Raw genomic sequence first — 19950 nt, 5'->3', positions numbered from 1 at the left:
CCAGTCAATAGTATAAAATCCTGATTTCGATATGCGCATTGCTATACTTATCCTATTTACCTTAATACTAACTGCATTACCAGGTTGCCGCATGGCCTCTGAAGATGTCATTCAACCTGTTAATATAATCCCTCAACCAAACAGTATTACTTATGAAGAGGGTGAATTTCAGATAAACGCTCAAACGCGATTAGTCTATAAAGGACTAGATAAGATTATTACAAGGTCAATCATTAGGTTTAAAAATCAATTAGCGGTAAGTTCAGGAATAGAACTCGAACTAAGTGATCAGACTCCTACTGACAATTATATTTTATTTCAACTGAGTAAACAATTAAATGATAATACCGAAGGTTATGAAATAAAAATTGAGCCAAATTATATTCATATTAATGCTTCATCCGATAAAGGTTTATTTTATGCTATACAGACAGTTAAGCAGTTATTACCACCTTCAATAGAAAGCAAGTTGATTACTGATAATGTCAACTGGACCATTCCTTGCCTGCATATCATTGACTATCCTCAATTCGCCTATCGTGGATTAAATATAGATGTTGCGCGCCATTATTTCCCGGTGGAATTCATTAAAAAGCAACTGGATATTCTGGCATCGTATAAAATCAATACCTTTCACTGGCACCTTACAGATGATCAAGGGTGGCGTTTAGAAATTAAGAAATACCCAAAACTAACAGATGTTGGCAGCCGAAGAGCAATGACGCTCATAGGCCATGGTGCCAATCCTCCTTTCCAATACGATAACAAACCGTATGGCGGTTATTACACACAAGATGATGTTAAGGCAATTGTTGAATATGCCAAAGAGCGACATATCACCGTTATACCAGAAATTGAATTACCAGGGCATTCTTTGGCAGCCTTAGCAGCCTATCCGCAATTAGGTTGTATTGGTGGGCCTTATGAGGTTGCCACCAGGTGGGGTGTTTTTGAGGATGTCATATGCCCGGGAAAAGAATCAAGCTATGCAATAATAGAAGATATTTTAACAGAAGTAGCAGACTTATTCCCCGGCCAATATATACATATAGGTGGTGATGAATGCAGCAAAATCAGATGGCGCAACTGCAAGCACTGCCAGGCCCGAATGAAAGCTAACGAACTTAAAGATGAGAATGCTTTAGAAAACTATTTTATTAAACGTGTTCAAAGCATTGTAAAAAAACTCGGTAAACAAATGGTTGGGTGGAATGAAATCATGACCGACCCATCATTGACCGACGCTACTATTGTGATGTGGCAAGATGATATCGACATTAAACAAGCTATTAAAAACAATAACAATTTTATTAAGTCATCAGCCAATTACTTGTACTTTGATCATTATCAGGCTTCGCCGCAGGACCACCCATTGGCAATAGGTGGCTATACGCCGTTATCAGATGTTTATCACTATCAGCCATTACCTGCAGGCATTGATAGCAATGAACAGCAGAATTTCATAGGCGTTCAAGCTAATTGCTGGACCGAATATATGCCAGATGAAGAAAAATTTGAGTTTATGTTGTATCCCCGCCTGTGTGCGTTTGCCGAAGTGGCCTGGAGTGAGCAGCAACAAAAGAACTGGCCTGAATTTCGCCGTAAACTAGAAACACATCTGGAACGTCTGTCACATCGCAATGTTAACTTCTTCTACGAAGTCCCAAAGCCTATATCAAGTAACGAACAGCTTCATTTCACCCATCCAACAACACTAAGGCTACAGGAAATTTCTGATAACTACACAATCCGCTACACCACCGATGGTTCAGAACCAAATGCCAATTCGAAGGAATACACACAGGCAATTCCAGTAAACTCTTCAGGCACCATTAAAGCCATAACTATTGATAAACGAACTGGACAACAGAGCAAAACAGAAATTTTTAACCTTAACCAGCTGCAATATCAAAAACCAACCAAGCTAAAAGCAAGCAATAACGGTTTAAGTTGTGCAGTTTATAAAGGTCGGTTTAAAACTGTCAAGGAAATAAGAAATACCAATATTGATAATCAGTTAATAGTTACTGATTCATTTATACCTGACTCGGTATACCGCGAAAGCTTCGGCCTGATATTAAAAGGCTATTTTGAATCGAGTGAGAAAGGTATTTATGAGTTTGAGCTTCATTCCGATGATGGTAGTGCCTTATATATTGGTAAGGAATTGGTGGTCAACAACGACGGTATTCATGGCAGTAAAGCTGAGAAGGGAGCCATTGCCCTAAAAAAAGGACTCTACCCAATAACAATTCTCTATTTTCAAACGACCGGATATAGCCAATGCCGTTTGAACGTAAAGTGGCCAGATAATACCATCCAGGCACTTAAGCCTAAAGATTTCTATTACTAAAAATAGAGAACGGGCCGAAATATCCATTACCATCAAGGCATTGTGCCGACTTGTGTTATCTTTGTAACGAAAGTTTAAAATATTAACACGTAATCTTTCATTACATAAAAACCAAGGTCAATGCAAGCTCGAATAAAAGCACTCACACAACAATACCTCAATGAAATAATCGCTATTAGAAGGCATCTTCATGAGCATCCTGAGCTATCCTTTGAAGAACATCAAACCTCGGCCTACATCCAGAACAAGCTGGCAGAGCTTGGAATCCCTTTTAAAGCCGGGTTTGTTAAAACGGGTATTATCGGATACCTGAAAGGCAAACATCCCGAAAAAAGAACCATTGCCTTAAGAGCCGACATGGATGCTTTACCAATCGCAGAAGCCAGTCAGCTAGAGTTTGCATCAAGAAACGAGGGCATAATGCATGCCTGTGGCCATGACGCGCATACAGCCGCCATGTTGGGTGCTGCCATGGTCTTAAATCAACTTAAGGATGAATGGGAAGGCACCATATTACTGCTGTTTCAGCCCGCTGAAGAGGTGTTTCCTGGTGGGGCCAAGTTGATGATGGAAGAAGGTTGTTTTGATGGCCATGAGCCGGAAATTATATTGGGCCAACATGTGCTACCTAACATGAAAACCGGACATGCAGGTTTTAAAAGCGGCATGTACATGGCGTCGGGCGATGAAGTTTATATCACTGTCAAAGGTAAAGGCGGACATGCAGCTATGCCACATGCCTTAACCGATAATGTGCTGATTGCTTCTCATATCATCGTATCTCTGCAGCAGATTGTGAGCCGTATAGTGCCTGCACAAATACCCACGGTGCTCTCATTTGGTAAAGTCATAGCCAATGGTGCTACCAATATTATCCCTGAAAAAGTTGAAATAGCAGGTACCCTGCGAACAATGAATGAAGAATGGAGAGCCATTATTAAAGGGAAAATACACGAAATAGCAACTGGCATTGCCAAGTCTATGGGAGCCGAATGTGACATCGACATTAAAGATGGCTACCCGGTGGTACATAACAATGAACATGTAACTGATCAGGCCATCGCATTTTCCAAAGATTATTTAGGACAAGAAGCCACAGAGATCATGGATATTCGAATGACAGCTGAAGATTTCGGCTATTATTCTCAAAAATATCCGTGCTCCTTTTATCGATTTGGTGTAGCACAGAATAATGGAGAAACGGGCAGCCTGCACACGCCACAGTTCAATCTAAACGAGGATTCGTTGGAAACGGCAGCTGGTTTAATGGCATATCTGGGCTATCGTTTTATGAGTGAAAATTAATTAGAAAAGGTCTAAACACTTTGAAAGAACTTAACTAGCAACACTTTGAATAATAAAAGACCTTTAAGCCTTATTTATATCGTTTAAAAATAAAGCACTTTGGATAGGAATTCTTTTTTTTAATTAAAAAAGCCAATAATTTTGTTTCTGTAATAATAACCAATAAAGAAAAAAAAATGGCTTACGTAATTAATGAAGACTGCATTGCTTGTGGTACTTGTGTTGACGAATGTCCAGTAGAAGCTATCTCGGAAGGAGATATCTATAAAATTGACGCTGAAGCTTGTACTGACTGTGGTACTTGTGCAGATGTTTGCCCAACTGAGGCTATTCACCCTGCATAAGCTATGCAGAAGCGAAAAAATAACTAAGCCCCATTTTAATGGGGCTTTTTTTGTATCTGATATAATCGTTTTTAGCTCTATCCTAGGCGCGAAATCCGGTGAAGGGTATCTGAATCCAGTATTTTAATAACGCGGCCATTTACAGCCAACACCTTCTCATTAACAAATGAGCTTAAGGTACGAATCGCATTGGACGTAGTCATATTTGAGAAGTTGGCTAAATCCTCCCGCGAAAGGTATACCGCCAGGGTCTGTTGGTCTTCTTCAAAGCCATAAATATCCTTCAATACACAAAGGCTCTCGGCCAAACGCCCGCGAATATGTTTTTGTGTTAATGTAACCGTTCGGTAGCGGGCAAAACCCAACTCACTGGCAAAGGATTTAATAAACGCCATTGAAAGTGCCGGATTGGTCTTCATGAGGTTATATATAACCTTTTTAGGTACATGAAATATAGTACTGGGTTCTATCACCTCAGAACTGGCAATATGCATTTCTTCGGCAAATAGGGCTCTGTAACCAATAAAATCAGGTGCTGTGGCCATCCTGATAATCTGATCACGTCGACTCACCCCTTCTTTAAATATCTTAACCTTCCCTTCACCAAGACATAATAAACCGGTAGGCTTCTCGCCCTCCTGATATATAATGTCATTTTTTTTATAGTGAATGGTGGTATGATTATCGAGCAGGTATTCTTTCTCCTCCTCAGTAAGGATATTGTAAAGCTTCGGAATATCTTTAATAGTGGGCTCTACAGGGGTATTGTTTTTTTTAGCAGGCATCACAAGGGTGTTATAAAACTATGTTATATAACATACAAATTTATAAAAAAAGCTGATTTAACTAGCTACAGGCTCAATTAAATCAGCACTTACATAATCTAATGTTTAGCGACTAGTGGTATTCGTCTGCCAATACCAAATGCTTTACTTGAAATGCGCAAGGTAGGCGGCGTTTGAAAACGTTTATACTCGTTCATATTCACCAGCCTTATTGCTTTCTTCACTGTCGCTTCCTCGAAACCATCATTTACTATTTCTGCCGGCGACTGATTTTTTTCAATGTAGCGGAAAAGAATGGCATCTAACACATCATAATCTGGCAACGAATCTGAATCTTTCTGATCAGGACGTAACTCTGCTGACGGAGGCTTAACAATGGTATTTTCCGGGATGATTTCTACGTCTCTGTTAATGTACCTGGCCAGTTTAAAAACATCGGTTTTATACACATCACCAAGTACTGATAATCCACCATTCATATCGCCATACAGGGTGCCATACCCCACCGCCGCTTCACTTTTATTGGAAGTATTTAAAAGAATATGTCCAAACTTATTGGAAAGTGCCATTAACAATGTACCTCTGATACGCGCCTGTATATTCTCTTCTGTCACATCCGCCTCTTTACCGGCAAAAATCGGACTCATCAAGAAATTGTAGCTATTGAAAATCTCCTTAATCGGCACAATATCATATTGTATACCTAAATTATTAGCTAAATCAACCGCATCTTTTATCGAATGGTCGGAAGAATATTGCGAAGGCAACAACAACACGTGTACATTTTCTTTACCAAGAGCCTCAGCTGCTATTGCTACTGTGACTGCTGAATCAATACCTCCTGACAGACCTAAGGTTGCGCTTTTAAAGCCCATTTTTGCAAAATAATCGCGCACTCCTGCTACCAAAGCATCATAAATCAGCTGTATTGGCTTAGTCACTTTAGGAGAAATAGCTGGCTTGTCTGACAAAGCATCCATGTCGATATGAACAGTATCTTCTTCAAATGCTTTTGCCTGGTGCGTAATGTCACCACGGCCATTTACCACCATGCTGTTACCATCAAAAATCAGTTCGGTATTGGCTCCTACCTGGTTAACGTAAATAAAGGGAATTTTATACTGACGTGCCTTATTACGCACAATATCCCGGCGAATATCTACCTGTGTATAAGAAAAAGGAGACGCGGCAATATTAATGGCAAAGTCAGGCTTTTGCTGAATCAGTTTGTCCATTGGAGACAAAGTATACAGCTTATCTCTGGCAAAGGCATTGGCCACCGGTTGATCATCCCAAATATCCTCACAAATAGTTAATGCTATTTTCTTCCCATTAAACTTAATCAGGTCAAATACGATGTTGGGCTGGAAATAACGATATTCATCAAATACATCATAGTTGGGCAACAGTGTTTTTCGAACAACTTGCTTCACCTGGCCATCTTCTAGAAAATACGCTGCATTAAACAGATTCTTTCCCTGTGGCTCCGGATTAATTTCGGGCCCGCCAACTATGGCAGCGATACCATTACACATTTTAGCAATCTGCTCAATTGTATCGGTACAATTCTGGATAAACTCTTTTCTCTCGAGAAAATCATAAGGCGGATATCCACATACAGCTAATTCGGAGAAGACCACTAAATCGGCACCATCCTCTTTCGCCTGTTCAATACTTTTAATCATTTTATCTGCATTGAGCTCAAAATTGCCAATGTGATAATTTAACTGCGCTAATACAATCTTCATCGCTAATATCGTCCTCTAATAGTTTTGTCTATAAAAACTTACAGCATTAAAAAATAATTCCAAACTGGAATGTAAAACGGTTTAAAGTAGCCTTGTCTTCAATTACATGATCTGTTACATCCATAAAACCACCGCTGTATATAAGACCAAGCATTAAGTAGGTGCTACCCCCCAATGAATACTCCATACCACCGCCAATCTGGTAGCCCATATCAAAAAAGTTAATTTCTTTACTGATTGAATTGCCATTCCCATCATTGGTTTTAATATTGTATTGCGTGTATAAACCAAACTGTCCATAGTAACGCGAACGATGAAACTCATTGGTTATCAACTTAAGCGACAATGGCACTTCAATATATTTCAAGCGGTATGTCGATGTATAATCCTCTGCAAAAGGTTCAACCTCCGGCAATCCGGGATACTTTAGTTTACCACCTGTTGTATTGATGGTTAAACCCGTTGAAAATGCATAATTTGTATCAAAGAAGCGATCCATCACTACTCCAAAATTATAACCGAATAAGTTACCATTCCCGTCTACCGAAGCTTCGTCAGAATTTAACCACGAGATTTGTGGACTTAGTACAAAAGCCAATCGGGTGCGTTTGCTGTCTTGAGCTTTTAATCCGGCTGTTAAGAATAATGCCAATAAGATTAGTAAGGATGTATGCTTCATCATGTACACATTTAGGTTGAAAAATCAGTACAAACATAGTTAAAACATGGTTTTCATCCACTTTTTTTTAACGCTAACTGCATATTTTAGAAGCTTTCGTATTTTTACATGATAAATGATATTTAATGATGAAGAAATTCTTGTGTTATCTAAGCGTAATTACACTTTTAGCTACCGGATGTAATTTGAGTTCGAAAGGGCCTGATGTGAGTCATATTGATGTTAACGTGGAACCTCAGCTCTTTTTTATTGACCTGTTTGAAATGAACGAGGATGAGTTACCTGAGGCCATTGATGCTATCTCAAAAACATACGGCAGTTACCTGGATGCTTATAGTCAGCAGATTATTAAAATTGGCAGTCCATCAAATCCTGAATATCCTAATTTTATTAAAAGCTTTCTTGACTACGAAGATAACCGCGATGTATATGAAGCCTGCAAAAAGCAATTTGGCGATACCGACAAATTAAGCAGCGATCTTACTAAGGCTTTCAGGCATTACAAATATTACTTTCCAAATGCAACCATACCCGAAGTATATTTCCACACTTCCTATTTCAATCAATCCATTGCCATGGATTCCGCCTGGATATCTGTGAGTATTGAGAAGTACCTGGGAGCTGATTGTCAGTTCTATGAATGGTTGTCCATTCCGTTCTATTTAAGGCGAAAAATGGTGCCTGAAAAGATAGTGCCTGATATTATGAAAGCAATGGCACTGGGTAATTTCTCGTTGCAAATGAAAAATGAGGATGTGTTAAGCCGAATGATCGCGCAAGGAAAATTAAACTATTTTGTCAAGCAAATGATGCCTGCCATCCAGGATACTTTACTCTTTGATTATTCGAAGAAACAAATGAAATGGTGCTACAAACATGAGGGTGACATATGGGCCAGCATGGTGGAACAAAAACACCTGTATAACACTGAGCGCATGGTAATACAAAAGTATGTGGGTGACAGTCCTTTCACCTATTATTTCGGTCAGGATTCGCCGGGTAAAGCAGCCGTATTTATTGCTTACCGAATTATTGATGCATACATGAAGAATCATCCGGAAACAAACCTGAATGATTTATTGAATAACACGGATGCACATGAGATATTGAGAGAATCCAGGTATCGTCCTTAAGTAACTATCATGAAAGTAAGCATCATCCAGATGGCACCTCAATTAGGCCATTTAAAAGCTAATATTGAGTCTATATCATCCCTTATCGAACAATCAGATAGCGATTTGTTTATATTGCCTGAATTAGCAAATTCGGGTTACAATTTTCAAAACCACCAGGCAGCCTTTGAGGCTTCGGAAACACTTGAGAAAAGTGTTTTCTTAGTGGCTTTATGCGAGTTGGCAAAACATAAGAATACACACATAGTAACCGGCTTTTGTGAGCGCAACAAGCACGAGCTGTTTAATTCTTCGGTATTAATAGGCCCAAAAGGTGTAATTGGTATCTATCGCAAGTTGCACTTGTTCCTGAATGAGAAAAATATTTTTAATGCTGGCAACCTGGGATTACCAGTCTTCGATACTGAGCTAGGAAAAATAGCCATGCTAGTGTGCTTCGACTGGATGTTTCCCGAAGTATGGCGAAAACTGGCGATGAAGGGCGCCCAGCTAATAGCTCACCCATCCAACCTGGTATTACCCTATTGTCAAAGTGTGGTACCATCTTATGCTCTTGTTAATCGCTGTTATATAGCCACAGCCAATCGAATTGGAACAGAGGGTAACCTAACATTTTCGGGTCAATCAATACTGGCTAATCCCAATGGCGAAACGATTATACGAGGAACAACGGATAAAAGTCAAGTTTTAAGTGCCGAAATTGACTTAAGTTTGGCTAATAACAAGTACATCACCGAACTGAATGACGTATTTAAAGACAGACGTCCGGATGTTTATGGCAATTTAGAGGCTAATGATTGAAAAAAAAGAACTTAGACGAATCATCAAACAACGAAAGGCAGAATTATCAGATAGCCAGCGAACGGCGCAAGGCGATATTATTCAACAAAAGCTGGAGGCAAGCAGTATCTTTCAGGCTGCCAACTCCATCTTGTTATATTGGGCCATGAGCGATGAAGTACCGACACAGCAACTGATAAATAAATGGTACACTCAGAAGAAAATTTACTTACCGGTCATCAATGGTGACGATTTAAAAATCGTCCGCTATCAGGGCGAAAAATCATTAGTAGCCGGCGACAAATATGGCATCCCTGAGCCTAGTGGCGAAGCTATTAGTAACGAAAAAGAAATAGAGTTAGTGATTGTGCCGGGCGTGGCATTTGATGCTGCCAATAATCGCATGGGACGAGGAGCCGGTTACTACGACCGTATTCTAAAGCGCATCCCCGGTGCCCGAAAAATTGGCCTTGCATTTGCCTTTCAGATGGTAGCAAGTGTTCCGATAGAAACACACGATATTAAAATGGATGAAATAATAAACCCGCTGTAAAAAGCGGGTTTAATTAGTCTTATTTTGCGATGCCAAATAGGTCGTAATCTTCTGAGTCGGTAATTTCTACATTATAAAACTCACCTTTTTGTAATTCTCTGTTCTCTTCTTTATGAAGCAATACTTCCTGATCAACTTCCGGCGAATCATATTCAGTTCTGCCAATGAAATAATCCCCTTCTTCCCGGTCTATAATCACCTTTAAGGTCTTACCAACCTTGGCCTGGTTAATTTCCTTAGCAATGCCATTTTGTATATCCATAATACGATCGGCCCGCTCCTGCTTCACTTCATCAGGCACATCGTCTTTATATTTTTTGTGCGCATAGGTATCATCCTCATGCGAATAAGGGAATACTCCCAATCGCTCAAAACGAATATCCTTGACAAACTGTTCCATCTCAGCAAAATCTTTTTCTGTTTCGCCCGGATGCCCTGTTATAAATGTTGTTCTGAGATGTATGTCCGGCACCTGCTTACGCATCTCTTCTATCAGGCGATAGGTTTGATTCTTACGAACACCACGGCGCATAAGCTCCAGCATATTATCACTTATATGCTGCAAAGCAATATCCAGATAGTTACACACCTTTGGATTATCATGCATCACCTTCAGTACATCAAGCGGAAAACCTGCCGGATAGGCATAATGTAAGCGAATCCATTCGATGCCATCAATTTTGGCCAGCTCATCAACCAAATGTGGCAATTTATAAGACTTATAAAGGTCATAGCCATAGAAAGATAGATCCTGTGCTATCACCTGTAACTCTTTCACTCCTGTATCGCGCAAACGTCTGGCTTCCTCCAACAAATCATCCATAGGGCGGCTCACATGCTTACCCGTAATAATGGGAATAGCACAATAACTGCATGTGCGATTACAGCCCTCCGAAATTTTCAGATAGGCATAATGATCCGGTGTTGTTAACGATCGCTCGTTCATCAAATCACGTCGATAGGTAGCACCAATCTCACTCACAATATCTTTCCAATCGAATTTGCCATAGAATTTGTCCACTTCAGGCAACTCCTTTTTAAGCTGCCCGGGGTAGCGCTCTGACAAACATCCCATTACATAAAGCTGCTTGATATCTCCCCGCTTCTTAGCCTCGGCAAATTCAAGTATGGTATCAATCGATTCTTCTTTGGCATCTGCAATAAAACCACAAGTATTAATGATGGCTACTTCTCCATCCGGGGTTTCTGCATCGTGCGCTACCTCTATCCCATTGGCTTTAAACTGGCGAATTAAAAACTCACTATCCACCAGGTTCTTTGAACAACCAAGGGTTACAACATCTACTTTCTTTCCTTTAGGCACTGCCATATTATCTTTTTAAGTACTTCAATATTTAATTATCCTTCAAAAAAAGCTGTCTCTCACAAACAGCTTTTAAGTGTATTCTACTATTATTTGAATAAAGAATCAACAAATTCATCGCGGTCAAACACCTGCAAATCATCAATTCCTTCACCAATACCAATGTATTTAACCGGAATACTGAATTGATCAGACACGCCAATAACCACACCACCTTTAGCCGTTCCATCTAATTTAGTGATGGCCAGTGCTGATACTTCGGTAGCTTTAGTAAATTGCTTGGCCTGTTCAAAGGCATTTTGCCCGGTAGAGCCGTCCAGCACCAATAAAACTTCATTTGGCGCATCAGGTACTATTTTTTGCATCACACGTTTCACCTTGGTCAGCTCACTCATCAGGTTCACTTTATTATGAAGGCGTCCGGCTGTATCAATAATTACCACATCAGCACCCTGTCGTTTGGCTGATTCAAGTGTATCAAATGCCACAGAAGCGGGATCAGAACCCATACTTTGTTTCACAATCGGCACATCTACTCTATCGGCCCAAACCACTAACTGATCAATAGCAGCCGCGCGGAATGTATCAGCGGCGCCCAGCACCACCTTTTTACCTGCCTGCTTGAATTTATTAGCCAGCTTACCAATGGTTGTCGTTTTACCAACACCATTAACCCCAACAACCATTATCACATATGGATGCTCGCTTTTAGGTAATTCAAACTGACTAACATCACCACTTCGGTTTTCTGCCAAAAGTTGTGCAATTTCTTCACGAAGTATATCATTCAGTTCTGAGGTACTCAGAAATTTATCTTTCGCTACGCGCCCTTCAATTCGTTCTATAATTTTTAAGGTAGTGTCAACGCCCACATCTGATGTAATCAGTACTTCTTCCAATTCATCAAGTACATCATCATCTACCCTGGTTTTACCAACCACGGCACGTGTCAGCTTTTTAAGTACACTTTCTTTTGTTTTGGCCAGTCCTTTATCCAGACTTTCTTTCTTCGCTTTTGTAAAGCTCCCGAATAAACCCATGAATCTTAATTTTTAAGGGCTTAAAGATATAAAAAAGATGTAAGACACAAGATAAAAGAATTAGGTATAAAGCCTGATTTTAAGGAGAATTTCATCAAGCCTATCGCTTTCAATCTTTATCTCACATCTGAAAAATTAATTAATAAAAAAGCTTCCCTGAAAACAAGGAAGCTTTTTATTATAAGTTGATTCTCAAAAATTACTTTTTGAAGAATTCTTTAGCCATTTCATTAGGTACAATCTCTTCGCGGAAAGTATAAGCTCCTGTTTTTGGAGATTTTACCATTTTAATCACTTTGGTGTGACCTTTACCTTCACCTTTTTGCAATGATGCTACTGCTTTCTTTGCCATGGTTAATCAGTTTTATTTGATTTCGCGGTGTAAAGTAACACGCTTCAAAATCGGATTATACTTTTTCAACTCCATGCGGTCAGGAGTATTTTTTCTGTTCTTAACGGTAATATATCGGCTTGTTCCTGGTTGTCCGCTTTCTTTGTGCTCAGTGCACTCCAAAATCACCTGAACGCGATTACCTTTTGCTTTCTTTGCCATTTCTACTCCTTATTAATAGTTAGCAATAAATCCTTTTTCTTTCGCCTGCTTAAGGGCTGCTAACAAACCAACTTTGTTGATCATACGCAAACCAGCGGCAGATACTCTGATATTTACCCAACGATCTTCTTCAGGTAAATAGAATTTCTTCTTGAAAAGATTGATATCGAATCTTCTCTTGGTTCTTCTCTTCGAGTGAGAAACATTATTTCCCACCATAAATGATTTACCAGTTATTTGACATACTCTTGACATCGCTCAACAGTTTTTTCGGATACATTTTTCAAACAGAGCGCAAAATACGGCATTTTTATCGGATTTTACAAATACTTGCAATAATAATTCGAATGTTTTTTCATTTTTTCTCATATCTCAGCAAATATTGCCTTTTACACAACAATATTCACCGCATTTACACATGCGGAGATCTTTTTTTCAGTTGCTGCAAAAGCATAATCATGCCCGTTTCAGAGGCACGTTGAATATTTCGCTCCCGAATTCGACCAAATTGATAGCATGCACTCAATACGCCAAAATCGCCAGCAACAGCTACCCAAACAGTTCCAACAGGCTTCTCATCAGTTCCTCCTTCGGGCCCTGCAATACCTGATGTTGCAATGGCATAATCACTTTGCAATAAATCCTTCACCCCTATGGCCATCTGCTCAACTACTTGCTGGCTTACAGCTCCATGACTTATCAGCGTCTGCTCCTCAACACCTAACACCTTTTGCTTGACCATATTTTCGTATGCCACTACACCGCCTTTAAAGTAGGCCGAACTACCAGCTATCTTAGTTATCAAGTGAGCTATATTACCACCTGTGCAGCTCTCCGCAACAGCTAAGGTTGTGGAAGACTCTTTTAAACTGGCTCCCAGCAACACCTCAATGGTGCTGTCTTCTTCTGCGTAGATATTTTCTCCAACAAGCTGATACAAATCACCGGTCAATCGCTCAAAGTCCTTATTCGCCTGCTCATTATTGGCAGTTTTAGCAGTTAAACGCAGCCGTATTTTCCCAGGACTTGGTAAATAGGCCAATGTCATATAATTAGGAAAAGTTGCCTCCCAGGACTCCAATTGCTCAGCCAAAACAGCCTCAGGAATATTATATACCTGAATGGTTTTGTGCATAATGTGTCCCGTTTTAAACCGCGCCTGAAGCCGAGGTATGATTTCTTTAGTCATGGCCAACTTCATCTCCGATGGAACACCCGGCATTGACACCACTATTTTATCATCCGCGTCAAACCACATAACCGGGGCTGTGCCAACCGGATTATTGATAACTTCACAGCATTCGGGCACATAGGCCTGACTTTCATTTAGTTTATTGATTCCTTTAACTCGCCCTTTAAGATATGAAATCATATTATCGTAGGCATGCTGGTTAAATACCAGTTTTGAGTTAAAAAAAGCCGCTAGAGTATCCTTAGTAATATCGTCTTTTGTTGGTCCCAAACCGCCGGTAAGCAGGACCACATCAACCCGTGAGACAGCTTCACTCAAAGCTGCAGTAATGGCATCAGCCGTATCTTGTATCGAAGTAATCCGGATAACATCAAATCCCTCCTCATTCAAGTGTTGCCCCATCCAGGCCGAATTAGTGTCCACCACCTGCCCTATCAACAGCTCATTACCAATGGTTATTATTTCAACATTCATGCCCGTTTACTTTACTGTTTCCGAATTATTTATCGCCCTGATGCGCTGCAGCAAAGGCGGATGCGAATAGTGAAAAAAGACATACAAGCGGTGTGGCGTTAAATTACTTAAAGCATTTGACGAGATCGTTTTCAAACCATTAATCAACGCCTTACCCAAGCCAAAGCTATTGGCAAAAGCATCGGCAGCATATTCATTTTTGCGCGATAACACACTCATTATTATGCCAGTTAAAAACGAAACAGGCGTATATAATATACCAAACACCAGTAAGCCCATGTGGAAATTAGGCTCTGTAACGCCTAGGGCCTGCGAAAGCAAAGGATTACCAACCACCAATCCAAATACAAAGAGGATAATACCCATTTGTAACACACCAATGATAGTTCCCCATAATGTGTGTTTCAATTTATAATGCCCAACTTCATGTGCTAATACTGCTACAATCTCTTCTGTACTCAAATCATTAATTAGCGTATCGTATAATACTATGCGCTTACGACTGCCCAGGCCACTAAAAAATGCATTGGCTTTAGTACTCCGTTTTGAACCATCCATCACAAAAATATTATCCAGTTTAAAACCTGCTTTATTGGAAAACGTCTCTATTGCTTCACGCAGTTCGCCAGCTTCCAGTGGAGTTTGCTTATTAAAAAGTGGTAATATCACAGAAGTATAAAACATGGTCATAAACACCGTAAACCCACTGATAACCATCCACGCATATAACCAGAAAGAATCACCCGCAATGGTATACAACCATATAATAAGCGCCATTAATGGACCACCAATTACCACCGACAATAACATTGACTTAATTAAATCAAGCACAAAGGTTTTAGGTGATGTTTTATTAAAACCAAATCGCTCTTCAATAACAAAAGTGCCATAAATACTGAATGGCAAGCTGATAATTGACGAACCCAGGCCAATGATGGCAAAGAACAACAATGATTGCATGATAACACTATCACTAAGAGCCTCTACCCAACGATGAATAAGCGCAAAACCACCTAAAAATAGCATCGCCAACATAACAATAAAGCTAAGCACATCGCTTACCAGACCAAAGCTGTAATTAGCTTTTTTATAATTCTGCTGCTTTGCATACTGCTCCTCATTATATATACCCTCAAGTTCTTTGGGAATAACTGCACTCACGCGTTTATGATTCAAATAATCGAGCCATTGCTCGAAAATAAATTGGGTACTAACAATACCAATAATGATGTAAAAGATCTGTTCTGAATTCATTAATAAAGATTTTGATGCACAAAAGTAGCAAAAAGCTCATGCAGATAGCGCAGAAAATGACTGAAATAACTTGAACCAAATCACCTTCCTTAAGCGGCACATAACGAGGGCAAATACAAAAGAATCATAAAAAATTTCTCCAAGCAGCCACAGCACGTTGAAAAGTCTCTGCAATAAACACTTTCATTTTTGTATTACCGGCATATTTCTGATTCATTTCAAACTCAATACCCAAATATTTCTCCTCTTCCCGGTCTCTATAGTAACGCACATGGCCATCGGGCTTTCCACGAAACGGATAATTAAACCTCACACGGTAATCAGGCAGCAGGCGATTCAACTCAGCTTTCCAAATCAGGGCAAATTGTTTTTCTTGTTTTCGCTCTGGATTATATAAGATACCAAAGTCAGTCTGACGCTTTTCACCATTTAAAGAAGGCGTAAACGAGTGAACAGAGAGGTGTAAAACTGTTTTATTTTGTTGCCATAGCATAGCTATCAGCTGCTCAAATGGCTTTCTGAAGCCATAATAGTATTTATCCATTATCACACTTTTATCGTCTTTTGTCAAGCCTTTGGTATATTCCGAAAAAAGTGTTCGACGATGCAGCGAACGGTTTACATCCACAAGCAAACGACTAACCGTAGCACACTGCTTGTAAACCACATAATCATTTTTTATCAAATAAAATAACTCAAGTGCTCCTATATCATATCCACGATGTGAACTTAGGGTCTTATTGGCATTAACAAACAGCTTTTCATACGCTGAAGGTATTTCATTACCCCCATGTTCGCAACTTAGCACAACTACCTTGTCAATCCCATTCATTATTTCTTCAGCTGGTTAATCAATGCTTCTCTATTGGCAATCTTAATACTTTTACCTTTTGCTTCAATCACACCCTCATTGTGCAATTCGCGCAAAGCTCTTCCTAATGACGGGCGAGTCACACCAAACATATTGGCCAACTCCTCCTGACTTTTAGAAAGCAGTATTTCGCCATCGACCGGTCCTGCTTGCTGCAATAAATAATGCGCAATCTTCCCTCTAATCGTTTGAAATGACAGAAACCTTATTTTGTCTGAAAGGAATTGCGTTTTACTGGATATGATATTCATAAAATTGTTGAGGACAGCTGAATTAAGCTGCATCATCGAAACAACCGACTTTTTGGGAATATGAAGAATCTCAACCGACTTATTGGCCACAATATTCACCGGACAAGTATTATTCTTACCAAATAAAAAGGCGATTGCAAGCGGTCTTGGTGGTTCTATATCCTCAATTTTAATGGCTTTGCCCGAATAATCAATCATTTCACCCTTAACGCTCCCTTTTAACACAATCATTAATGAACGGCACTCCTCGCCACTTTGAGCAATCATATGGTCCTTCTCATATTTTTTTACCTGATATGGTATTTGATTTAACAATTGACTTATCACCTCATAATCAATACCTTTAAATAACGGGCATTTAGTTAGCAGCTCCATAGTTTAAGTAATTTTGTACCAAATTATAAATTATTTTCGATTTTGTAACATTTGTTACAGCCTTGATCAGTGTCATACCCTACTTTTGCTGATGTAGAAATGATAAAAATAAATACAATGATAAGAGACGTAGTTAAAATAGACGAAGATAAATGTAATGGTTGCGGAGTATGCATTCCTTCATGTCACGAAGGCGCTTTACAAATTATTGATGGTAAAGCACGTTTAATTAGCGACCTGATGTGTGATGGATTAGGAGCGTGTTTGAATCATTGTCCACAAGATGCGATGACCATTGAAAAACGTGAAGCTGAGCCATATGATGAAATTAAGGTGATGGAGATAATGGTTGACAAAGGCATTAATACTGTTGTAGCTCATTTAAAGCACTTAAAAGATCATAACGAAGTAACATTTTTAAAACAGGCTGTTAACTGGCTCAAAGAGAACGAAGCACAACTAATCTTCAAAGTTGATGAAGTTATCCGCCAGGTTCATAAACCTAAAACATCAGTTATGCAACAAGGACATGCAGGTGGCGGTTGCCCGGGATCAGCAGCACGCGCTATTGAACGACCAACAGCAGCACCAACTGCTTCAGAAAATACAGGTGACGCACCTTCTGAACTTCGACAGTGGCCGGTGCAGATGCATCTGGTCAACCCAATGGCACCTTATTTCAGAGATTCTGATATGGTACTGGCAGCTGACTGCATAGCTTTTGCAATGGGCAATTTCCACAGTAAGTTTTTAAAAGGAAGAAGTGTTGGCATCGCTTGTCCTAAACTTGACAGCAACCAGGATATTTATGTAGATAAGCTGGTACAAATGATTGACCAGGCTAAAATAAACACATTAACAGTTGCTATTATGCAGGTACCATGCTGTGGTGGTCTGCTGCAACAAGCCAAAATGGCAATAGAACAGGCCTCCAGAAAGATTCCTCTTAAACTGGCGGTGGTTTCAATAGAAGGTGAAATATTAAAAGAAGAGTGGGTATAAATTGGGCAAAGGGAAACAAGCAGCGGGCTTCAAAAAGCCCCTGCTTTAGCCGATAACATTTATGTCTATTAAAATAAGGGTTAGGTGAGAAGTGCCTCAATCATCCATCCGGGTAGTCAACTCATTACGGCATTTCTCACTTTCTGTAAACAACTGAAATTTAAAAACACAATCAATAACTAAAATCAGATAATCATGAGTATGTTTTGTTATCAATGTCAGGAAGCGGCCAAAGGTACAGGCTGTGAAATTAAAGGAGTTTGTGGTAAAACTTCGGATGTTGCGAACCTTCAGGATCTATTATTATACACAACTAAGGGTATTGCCCTTTTAAGTCAATTGGCTGACAAAAAAGGAATCGATGGTGCGAAAGCCAATAAATTTATCATCGATTCACTATTCATCACTATTACCAATGCGAATTTTGATCGCAATAAAATTGCAGCTAAAATCAAAGAAGGATACGCCCTTCAAGATGAAATTAAAGCACAGATTGATACACCAGATACACTTCATGATTGCGCTACTTATAGAGCCGATGATGAAAATGCCATGGAATCAAAAGCTTTACTAATTGGCATTTTATCCATCGAAAATGAGGATATACGCTCATTAAAAGAGTTGTTGACCTATGGTTTAAAGGGAATGGCTGCCTATGGTGAGCACGCCTGGAATCTGGGATATGAGAATGAGGAAATCTACACCTTTGCCAAAAAAGCTTTAGTGGCCACACTATCTGAAGATATCTCAGCTGATGAATTAGTTGGATTGGTATTGGAATGCGGTAAGTTTGGTGTGGATGTAATGGCTTTATTGGATAAGGCCAATACCGAATCATTTGGTAATCCTGAAATAACATCAGTAAACATTGGCGTTGGCGATAAGCCTGGTATCCTAATAAGCGGTCATGATTTAAAGGATTTAGAGGAATTGCTTGAACAAACGCAAGGTACAGGCGTGGATGTTTATACGCATAGCGAAATGTTACCAGCTCACTACTACCCAAAATTCAAGAAATATGAGAATTTTGTTGGTAACTATGGAAGCGCTTGGTGGAAGCAAACCGAAGAATTTGAAACATTCAACGGTCCTATCCTATTCACCACCAACTGTATTGTACCACCAAAAGCTTCATACAAAGACCGTATTTATACAACTGGTGCTTCTGGTTTTGATGGCTGTACGCACATTGCCGACAGAGTTAATGGTGAGGCAAAAGATTTCTCTGCCGTTATTGAACATGCCAAAAAATGTGCTGCACCAACCGAAATTGAAACCGGAGAAATAATTGGAGGATTTGCTCACAATCAGGTATTACAATTGGCCGATAAGGTAGTTGAAGCTGTAAAAGGAGGCGCTATTAAAAAGTTTGTGGTCATGGCTGGTTGTGATGGCCGGATGAAAGATCGCAACTATTATACGGACTTTGCCAGCGAATTACCACAAGACACTGTAATATTAACTGCCGGATGTGCAAAATACAGATATAACAAATTGCCTTTAGGTGATATCGGTGGTATTCCTCGCGTATTGGATGCAGGTCAGTGTAACGACTCATACAGCCTGGCTGTAACAGCCCTCAAACTTAAGGAGGTATTTGGCCTTGATGACATCAATGATTTACCAATCGTTTACAACATTGCCTGGTATGAGCAAAAAGCTGTAATAGTATTATTAGCACTCCTTCACCTGGGGGTTAAAAATATCAACCTTGGGCCAACATTACCAGCATTCTTATCTCCAAATGTAGCAAACATATTAGTTGACACGTTTGGTATAGGAACAATCAGTACTCCACAGGAGGATATTGAAAAATGGATTAATTAAAGTAACAATTGGACTTATCAGATAATTATATACAAAAACCTGCATCTTTCACAAACATGCAGGCTTTTGTATATTCTATCATTCTAATATAGAATTATTTAGAACAG

The 19950-nt window shown here is 39.6% G+C and carries 20 protein-coding genes; 8 read left to right on the top strand and 12 right to left on the bottom strand.

The window, feature by feature from the left end; translation table 11 throughout:
• The first annotated feature begins 31 nt into the window (after positions 1–31).
• The 3 genes from KDU71_RS11640 (at position 32) to KDU71_RS11630 (ending at position 4002) form a co-directional block, all read left to right on the top strand.
• Positions 32–2353, top strand: coding sequence for a family 20 glycosylhydrolase (locus tag KDU71_RS11640; RefSeq protein WP_212191102.1), 2322 nt, complete (start codon positions 32–34; stop codon positions 2351–2353).
• Between the two features lie 120 nt (positions 2354–2473).
• Positions 2474–3658: a M20 metallopeptidase family protein gene (locus KDU71_RS11635; RefSeq protein WP_212191101.1), complete on the top strand. Its 1185-nt coding sequence runs from the start codon at positions 2474–2476 to the stop codon at positions 3656–3658.
• 176 nt (positions 3659–3834) lie between these two features.
• Positions 3835–4002, top strand: a complete 168-nt coding sequence (locus KDU71_RS11630; protein ID WP_212191099.1) for a DUF362 domain-containing protein — start codon at positions 3835–3837, stop codon at positions 4000–4002.
• 77 nt (positions 4003–4079) lie between these two features.
• Here KDU71_RS11630 and KDU71_RS11625 read toward each other — a convergent pair whose 3' ends face one another.
• The 3 genes from KDU71_RS11625 to KDU71_RS11615 form a co-directional block, all read right to left on the bottom strand.
• On the bottom strand, positions 4080–4787 hold the full coding sequence (locus tag KDU71_RS11625; RefSeq protein WP_212191098.1) for a Crp/Fnr family transcriptional regulator: 708 nt from the start codon (positions 4785–4787) through the stop codon (positions 4080–4082).
• A 98-nt stretch (positions 4788–4885) separates the two neighbouring features.
• Entirely contained in the window at positions 4886–6535 is a 1650-nt protein-coding gene (locus tag KDU71_RS11620; RefSeq protein ID WP_212191096.1) for an NAD+ synthase, read from the bottom strand.
• 46 nt (positions 6536–6581) lie between these two features.
• Positions 6582–7217: a porin family protein gene (locus KDU71_RS11615; protein ID WP_244828421.1), complete on the bottom strand. Its 636-nt coding sequence runs from the start codon at positions 7215–7217 to the stop codon at positions 6582–6584.
• 122 nt (positions 7218–7339) lie between these two features.
• Between KDU71_RS11615 and gldB the strand changes: the two genes are divergently transcribed.
• The 3 genes from gldB to KDU71_RS11600 are packed head-to-tail and all read left to right on the top strand — an operon-like array spanning position 7340 to position 9680.
• A complete protein-coding gene (gldB, locus tag KDU71_RS11610; protein ID WP_212191094.1) occupies positions 7340–8347 on the top strand; it encodes a gliding motility lipoprotein GldB in 1008 nt (335 codons plus the stop codon).
• Positions 8348–8356: 9 nt separating this feature from the next.
• Positions 8357–9148: a nitrilase-related carbon-nitrogen hydrolase gene (locus KDU71_RS11605; RefSeq protein WP_212191093.1), complete on the top strand. Its 792-nt coding sequence runs from the start codon at positions 8357–8359 to the stop codon at positions 9146–9148.
• Entirely contained in the window at positions 9141–9680 is a 540-nt protein-coding gene (locus tag KDU71_RS11600) for a 5-formyltetrahydrofolate cyclo-ligase (protein WP_212191092.1), read from the top strand. Before KDU71_RS11605 ends, KDU71_RS11600 begins: the two co-directional genes overlap by 8 nt.
• A 19-nt stretch (positions 9681–9699) precedes the next feature.
• Here KDU71_RS11600 and rimO read toward each other — a convergent pair whose 3' ends face one another.
• The 9 genes from rimO to KDU71_RS11555 all read right to left on the bottom strand — a co-directional run bounded on the left by rimO (position 9700) and on the right by KDU71_RS11555 (position 17014).
• The gene (rimO, locus tag KDU71_RS11595) at positions 9700–11010 is read right to left on the bottom strand and encodes a 30S ribosomal protein S12 methylthiotransferase RimO (RefSeq protein ID WP_212191090.1); all 1311 of its coding nucleotides are present in this window, start codon (positions 11008–11010) and stop codon (positions 9700–9702) included.
• Positions 11011–11093: 83 nt separating this feature from the next.
• Positions 11094–12044 (bottom strand): signal recognition particle-docking protein FtsY, encoded by a 951-nt coding sequence (gene ftsY, locus KDU71_RS11590; protein WP_212191082.1) that lies wholly within the window; start codon positions 12042–12044, stop codon positions 11094–11096.
• A gap of 199 nt (positions 12045–12243) precedes the next feature.
• Entirely contained in the window at positions 12244–12396 is a 153-nt protein-coding gene (locus KDU71_RS11585) for a DUF4295 domain-containing protein (protein WP_212191073.1), read from the bottom strand.
• Positions 12397–12408: 12 nt separating this feature from the next.
• Positions 12409–12597, bottom strand: coding sequence for a 50S ribosomal protein L33 (rpmG, locus tag KDU71_RS11580; RefSeq protein WP_200465062.1), 189 nt, complete (start codon positions 12595–12597; stop codon positions 12409–12411).
• Between the two features lie 12 nt (positions 12598–12609).
• Entirely contained in the window at positions 12610–12852 is a 243-nt protein-coding gene (gene rpmB / locus KDU71_RS11575; protein WP_212191071.1) for a 50S ribosomal protein L28, read from the bottom strand.
• Between the two features lie 157 nt (positions 12853–13009).
• Positions 13010–14263, bottom strand: coding sequence for a competence/damage-inducible protein A (locus tag KDU71_RS11570; RefSeq protein ID WP_212191069.1), 1254 nt, complete (start codon positions 14261–14263; stop codon positions 13010–13012).
• 6 nt (positions 14264–14269) lie between these two features.
• Positions 14270–15517 carry a M48 family metallopeptidase gene (locus KDU71_RS11565; protein WP_212191061.1) on the bottom strand — a complete coding sequence of 416 codons (1248 nt, stop codon included), beginning with the start codon at positions 15515–15517 and terminating at the stop codon, positions 14270–14272.
• Between the two features lie 124 nt (positions 15518–15641).
• A complete protein-coding gene (locus tag KDU71_RS11560; RefSeq protein ID WP_212191059.1) occupies positions 15642–16349 on the bottom strand; it encodes an N-formylglutamate amidohydrolase in 708 nt (235 codons plus the stop codon).
• Positions 16349–17014, bottom strand: a complete 666-nt coding sequence (locus KDU71_RS11555) for a Crp/Fnr family transcriptional regulator (RefSeq protein ID WP_212191057.1) — start codon at positions 17012–17014, stop codon at positions 16349–16351. Before KDU71_RS11555 ends, KDU71_RS11560 begins: the two co-directional genes overlap by 1 nt.
• 117 nt (positions 17015–17131) lie before the next feature.
• Between KDU71_RS11555 and KDU71_RS11550 the strand changes: the two genes are divergently transcribed.
• Both KDU71_RS11550 and hcp read left to right on the top strand, forming a co-directional pair.
• Positions 17132–18016 (top strand): 4Fe-4S binding protein, encoded by an 885-nt coding sequence (locus KDU71_RS11550; RefSeq protein WP_212191055.1) that lies wholly within the window; start codon positions 17132–17134, stop codon positions 18014–18016.
• Between the two features lie 195 nt (positions 18017–18211).
• Positions 18212–19843: a hydroxylamine reductase gene (gene hcp, locus KDU71_RS11545; RefSeq protein ID WP_212191053.1), complete on the top strand. Its 1632-nt coding sequence runs from the start codon at positions 18212–18214 to the stop codon at positions 19841–19843.
• Positions 19844–19950: the final 107 nt, after the last annotated feature.

This window comes from Carboxylicivirga sediminis, from assembly GCF_018156225.1.
Taxonomy (GTDB): Bacteria; Bacteroidota; Bacteroidia; order Bacteroidales; family Marinilabiliaceae; genus Carboxylicivirga; species Carboxylicivirga sediminis.
This window is presented reverse-complemented; position numbering and strand designations above follow the sequence as displayed.

Bases quoted from the DNA above. Each gene is read 5' to 3' on its own strand.
- KDU71_RS11640 (WP_212191102.1), top strand. From the start codon at position 32: ATGCGCATTGCTATACTTATCCTATTTACCTTAATACTAACTGCATTA.
- KDU71_RS11635 (WP_212191101.1), top strand. From the start codon at position 2,474: ATGCAAGCTCGAATAAAAGCACTCACACAACAATACCTCAATGAAATA.
- KDU71_RS11630 (WP_212191099.1), top strand. From the start codon at position 3,835: ATGGCTTACGTAATTAATGAAGACTGCATTGCTTGTGGTACTTGTGTT.
- KDU71_RS11625 (WP_212191098.1), bottom strand. From the start codon at position 4,787: ATGCCTGCTAAAAAAAACAATACCCCTGTAGAGCCCACTATTAAAGAT.
- KDU71_RS11620 (WP_212191096.1), bottom strand. From the start codon at position 6,535: ATGAAGATTGTATTAGCGCAGTTAAATTATCACATTGGCAATTTTGAG.
- KDU71_RS11615 (WP_244828421.1), bottom strand. From the start codon at position 7,217: ATGATGAAGCATACATCCTTACTAATCTTATTGGCATTATTCTTAACA.
- gldB (WP_212191094.1), top strand. From the start codon at position 7,340: ATGATGAAGAAATTCTTGTGTTATCTAAGCGTAATTACACTTTTAGCT.
- KDU71_RS11605 (WP_212191093.1), top strand. From the start codon at position 8,357: ATGAAAGTAAGCATCATCCAGATGGCACCTCAATTAGGCCATTTAAAA.
- KDU71_RS11600 (WP_212191092.1), top strand. From the start codon at position 9,141: ATGATTGAAAAAAAAGAACTTAGACGAATCATCAAACAACGAAAGGCA.
- rimO (WP_212191090.1), bottom strand. From the start codon at position 11,010: ATGGCAGTGCCTAAAGGAAAGAAAGTAGATGTTGTAACCCTTGGTTGT.
- ftsY (WP_212191082.1), bottom strand. From the start codon at position 12,044: ATGGGTTTATTCGGGAGCTTTACAAAAGCGAAGAAAGAAAGTCTGGAT.
- KDU71_RS11585 (WP_212191073.1), bottom strand. From the start codon at position 12,396: ATGGCAAAGAAAGCAGTAGCATCATTGCAAAAAGGTGAAGGTAAAGGT.
- rpmG (WP_200465062.1), bottom strand. From the start codon at position 12,597: ATGGCAAAGAAAGCAAAAGGTAATCGCGTTCAGGTGATTTTGGAGTGC.
- rpmB (WP_212191071.1), bottom strand. From the start codon at position 12,852: ATGTCAAGAGTATGTCAAATAACTGGTAAATCATTTATGGTGGGAAAT.
- KDU71_RS11570 (WP_212191069.1), bottom strand. From the start codon at position 14,263: ATGAATGTTGAAATAATAACCATTGGTAATGAGCTGTTGATAGGGCAG.
- KDU71_RS11565 (WP_212191061.1), bottom strand. From the start codon at position 15,517: ATGAATTCAGAACAGATCTTTTACATCATTATTGGTATTGTTAGTACC.
- KDU71_RS11560 (WP_212191059.1), bottom strand. From the start codon at position 16,349: ATGAATGGGATTGACAAGGTAGTTGTGCTAAGTTGCGAACATGGGGGT.
- KDU71_RS11555 (WP_212191057.1), bottom strand. From the start codon at position 17,014: ATGGAGCTGCTAACTAAATGCCCGTTATTTAAAGGTATTGATTATGAG.
- KDU71_RS11550 (WP_212191055.1), top strand. From the start codon at position 17,132: ATGATAAGAGACGTAGTTAAAATAGACGAAGATAAATGTAATGGTTGC.
- hcp (WP_212191053.1), top strand. From the start codon at position 18,212: ATGAGTATGTTTTGTTATCAATGTCAGGAAGCGGCCAAAGGTACAGGC.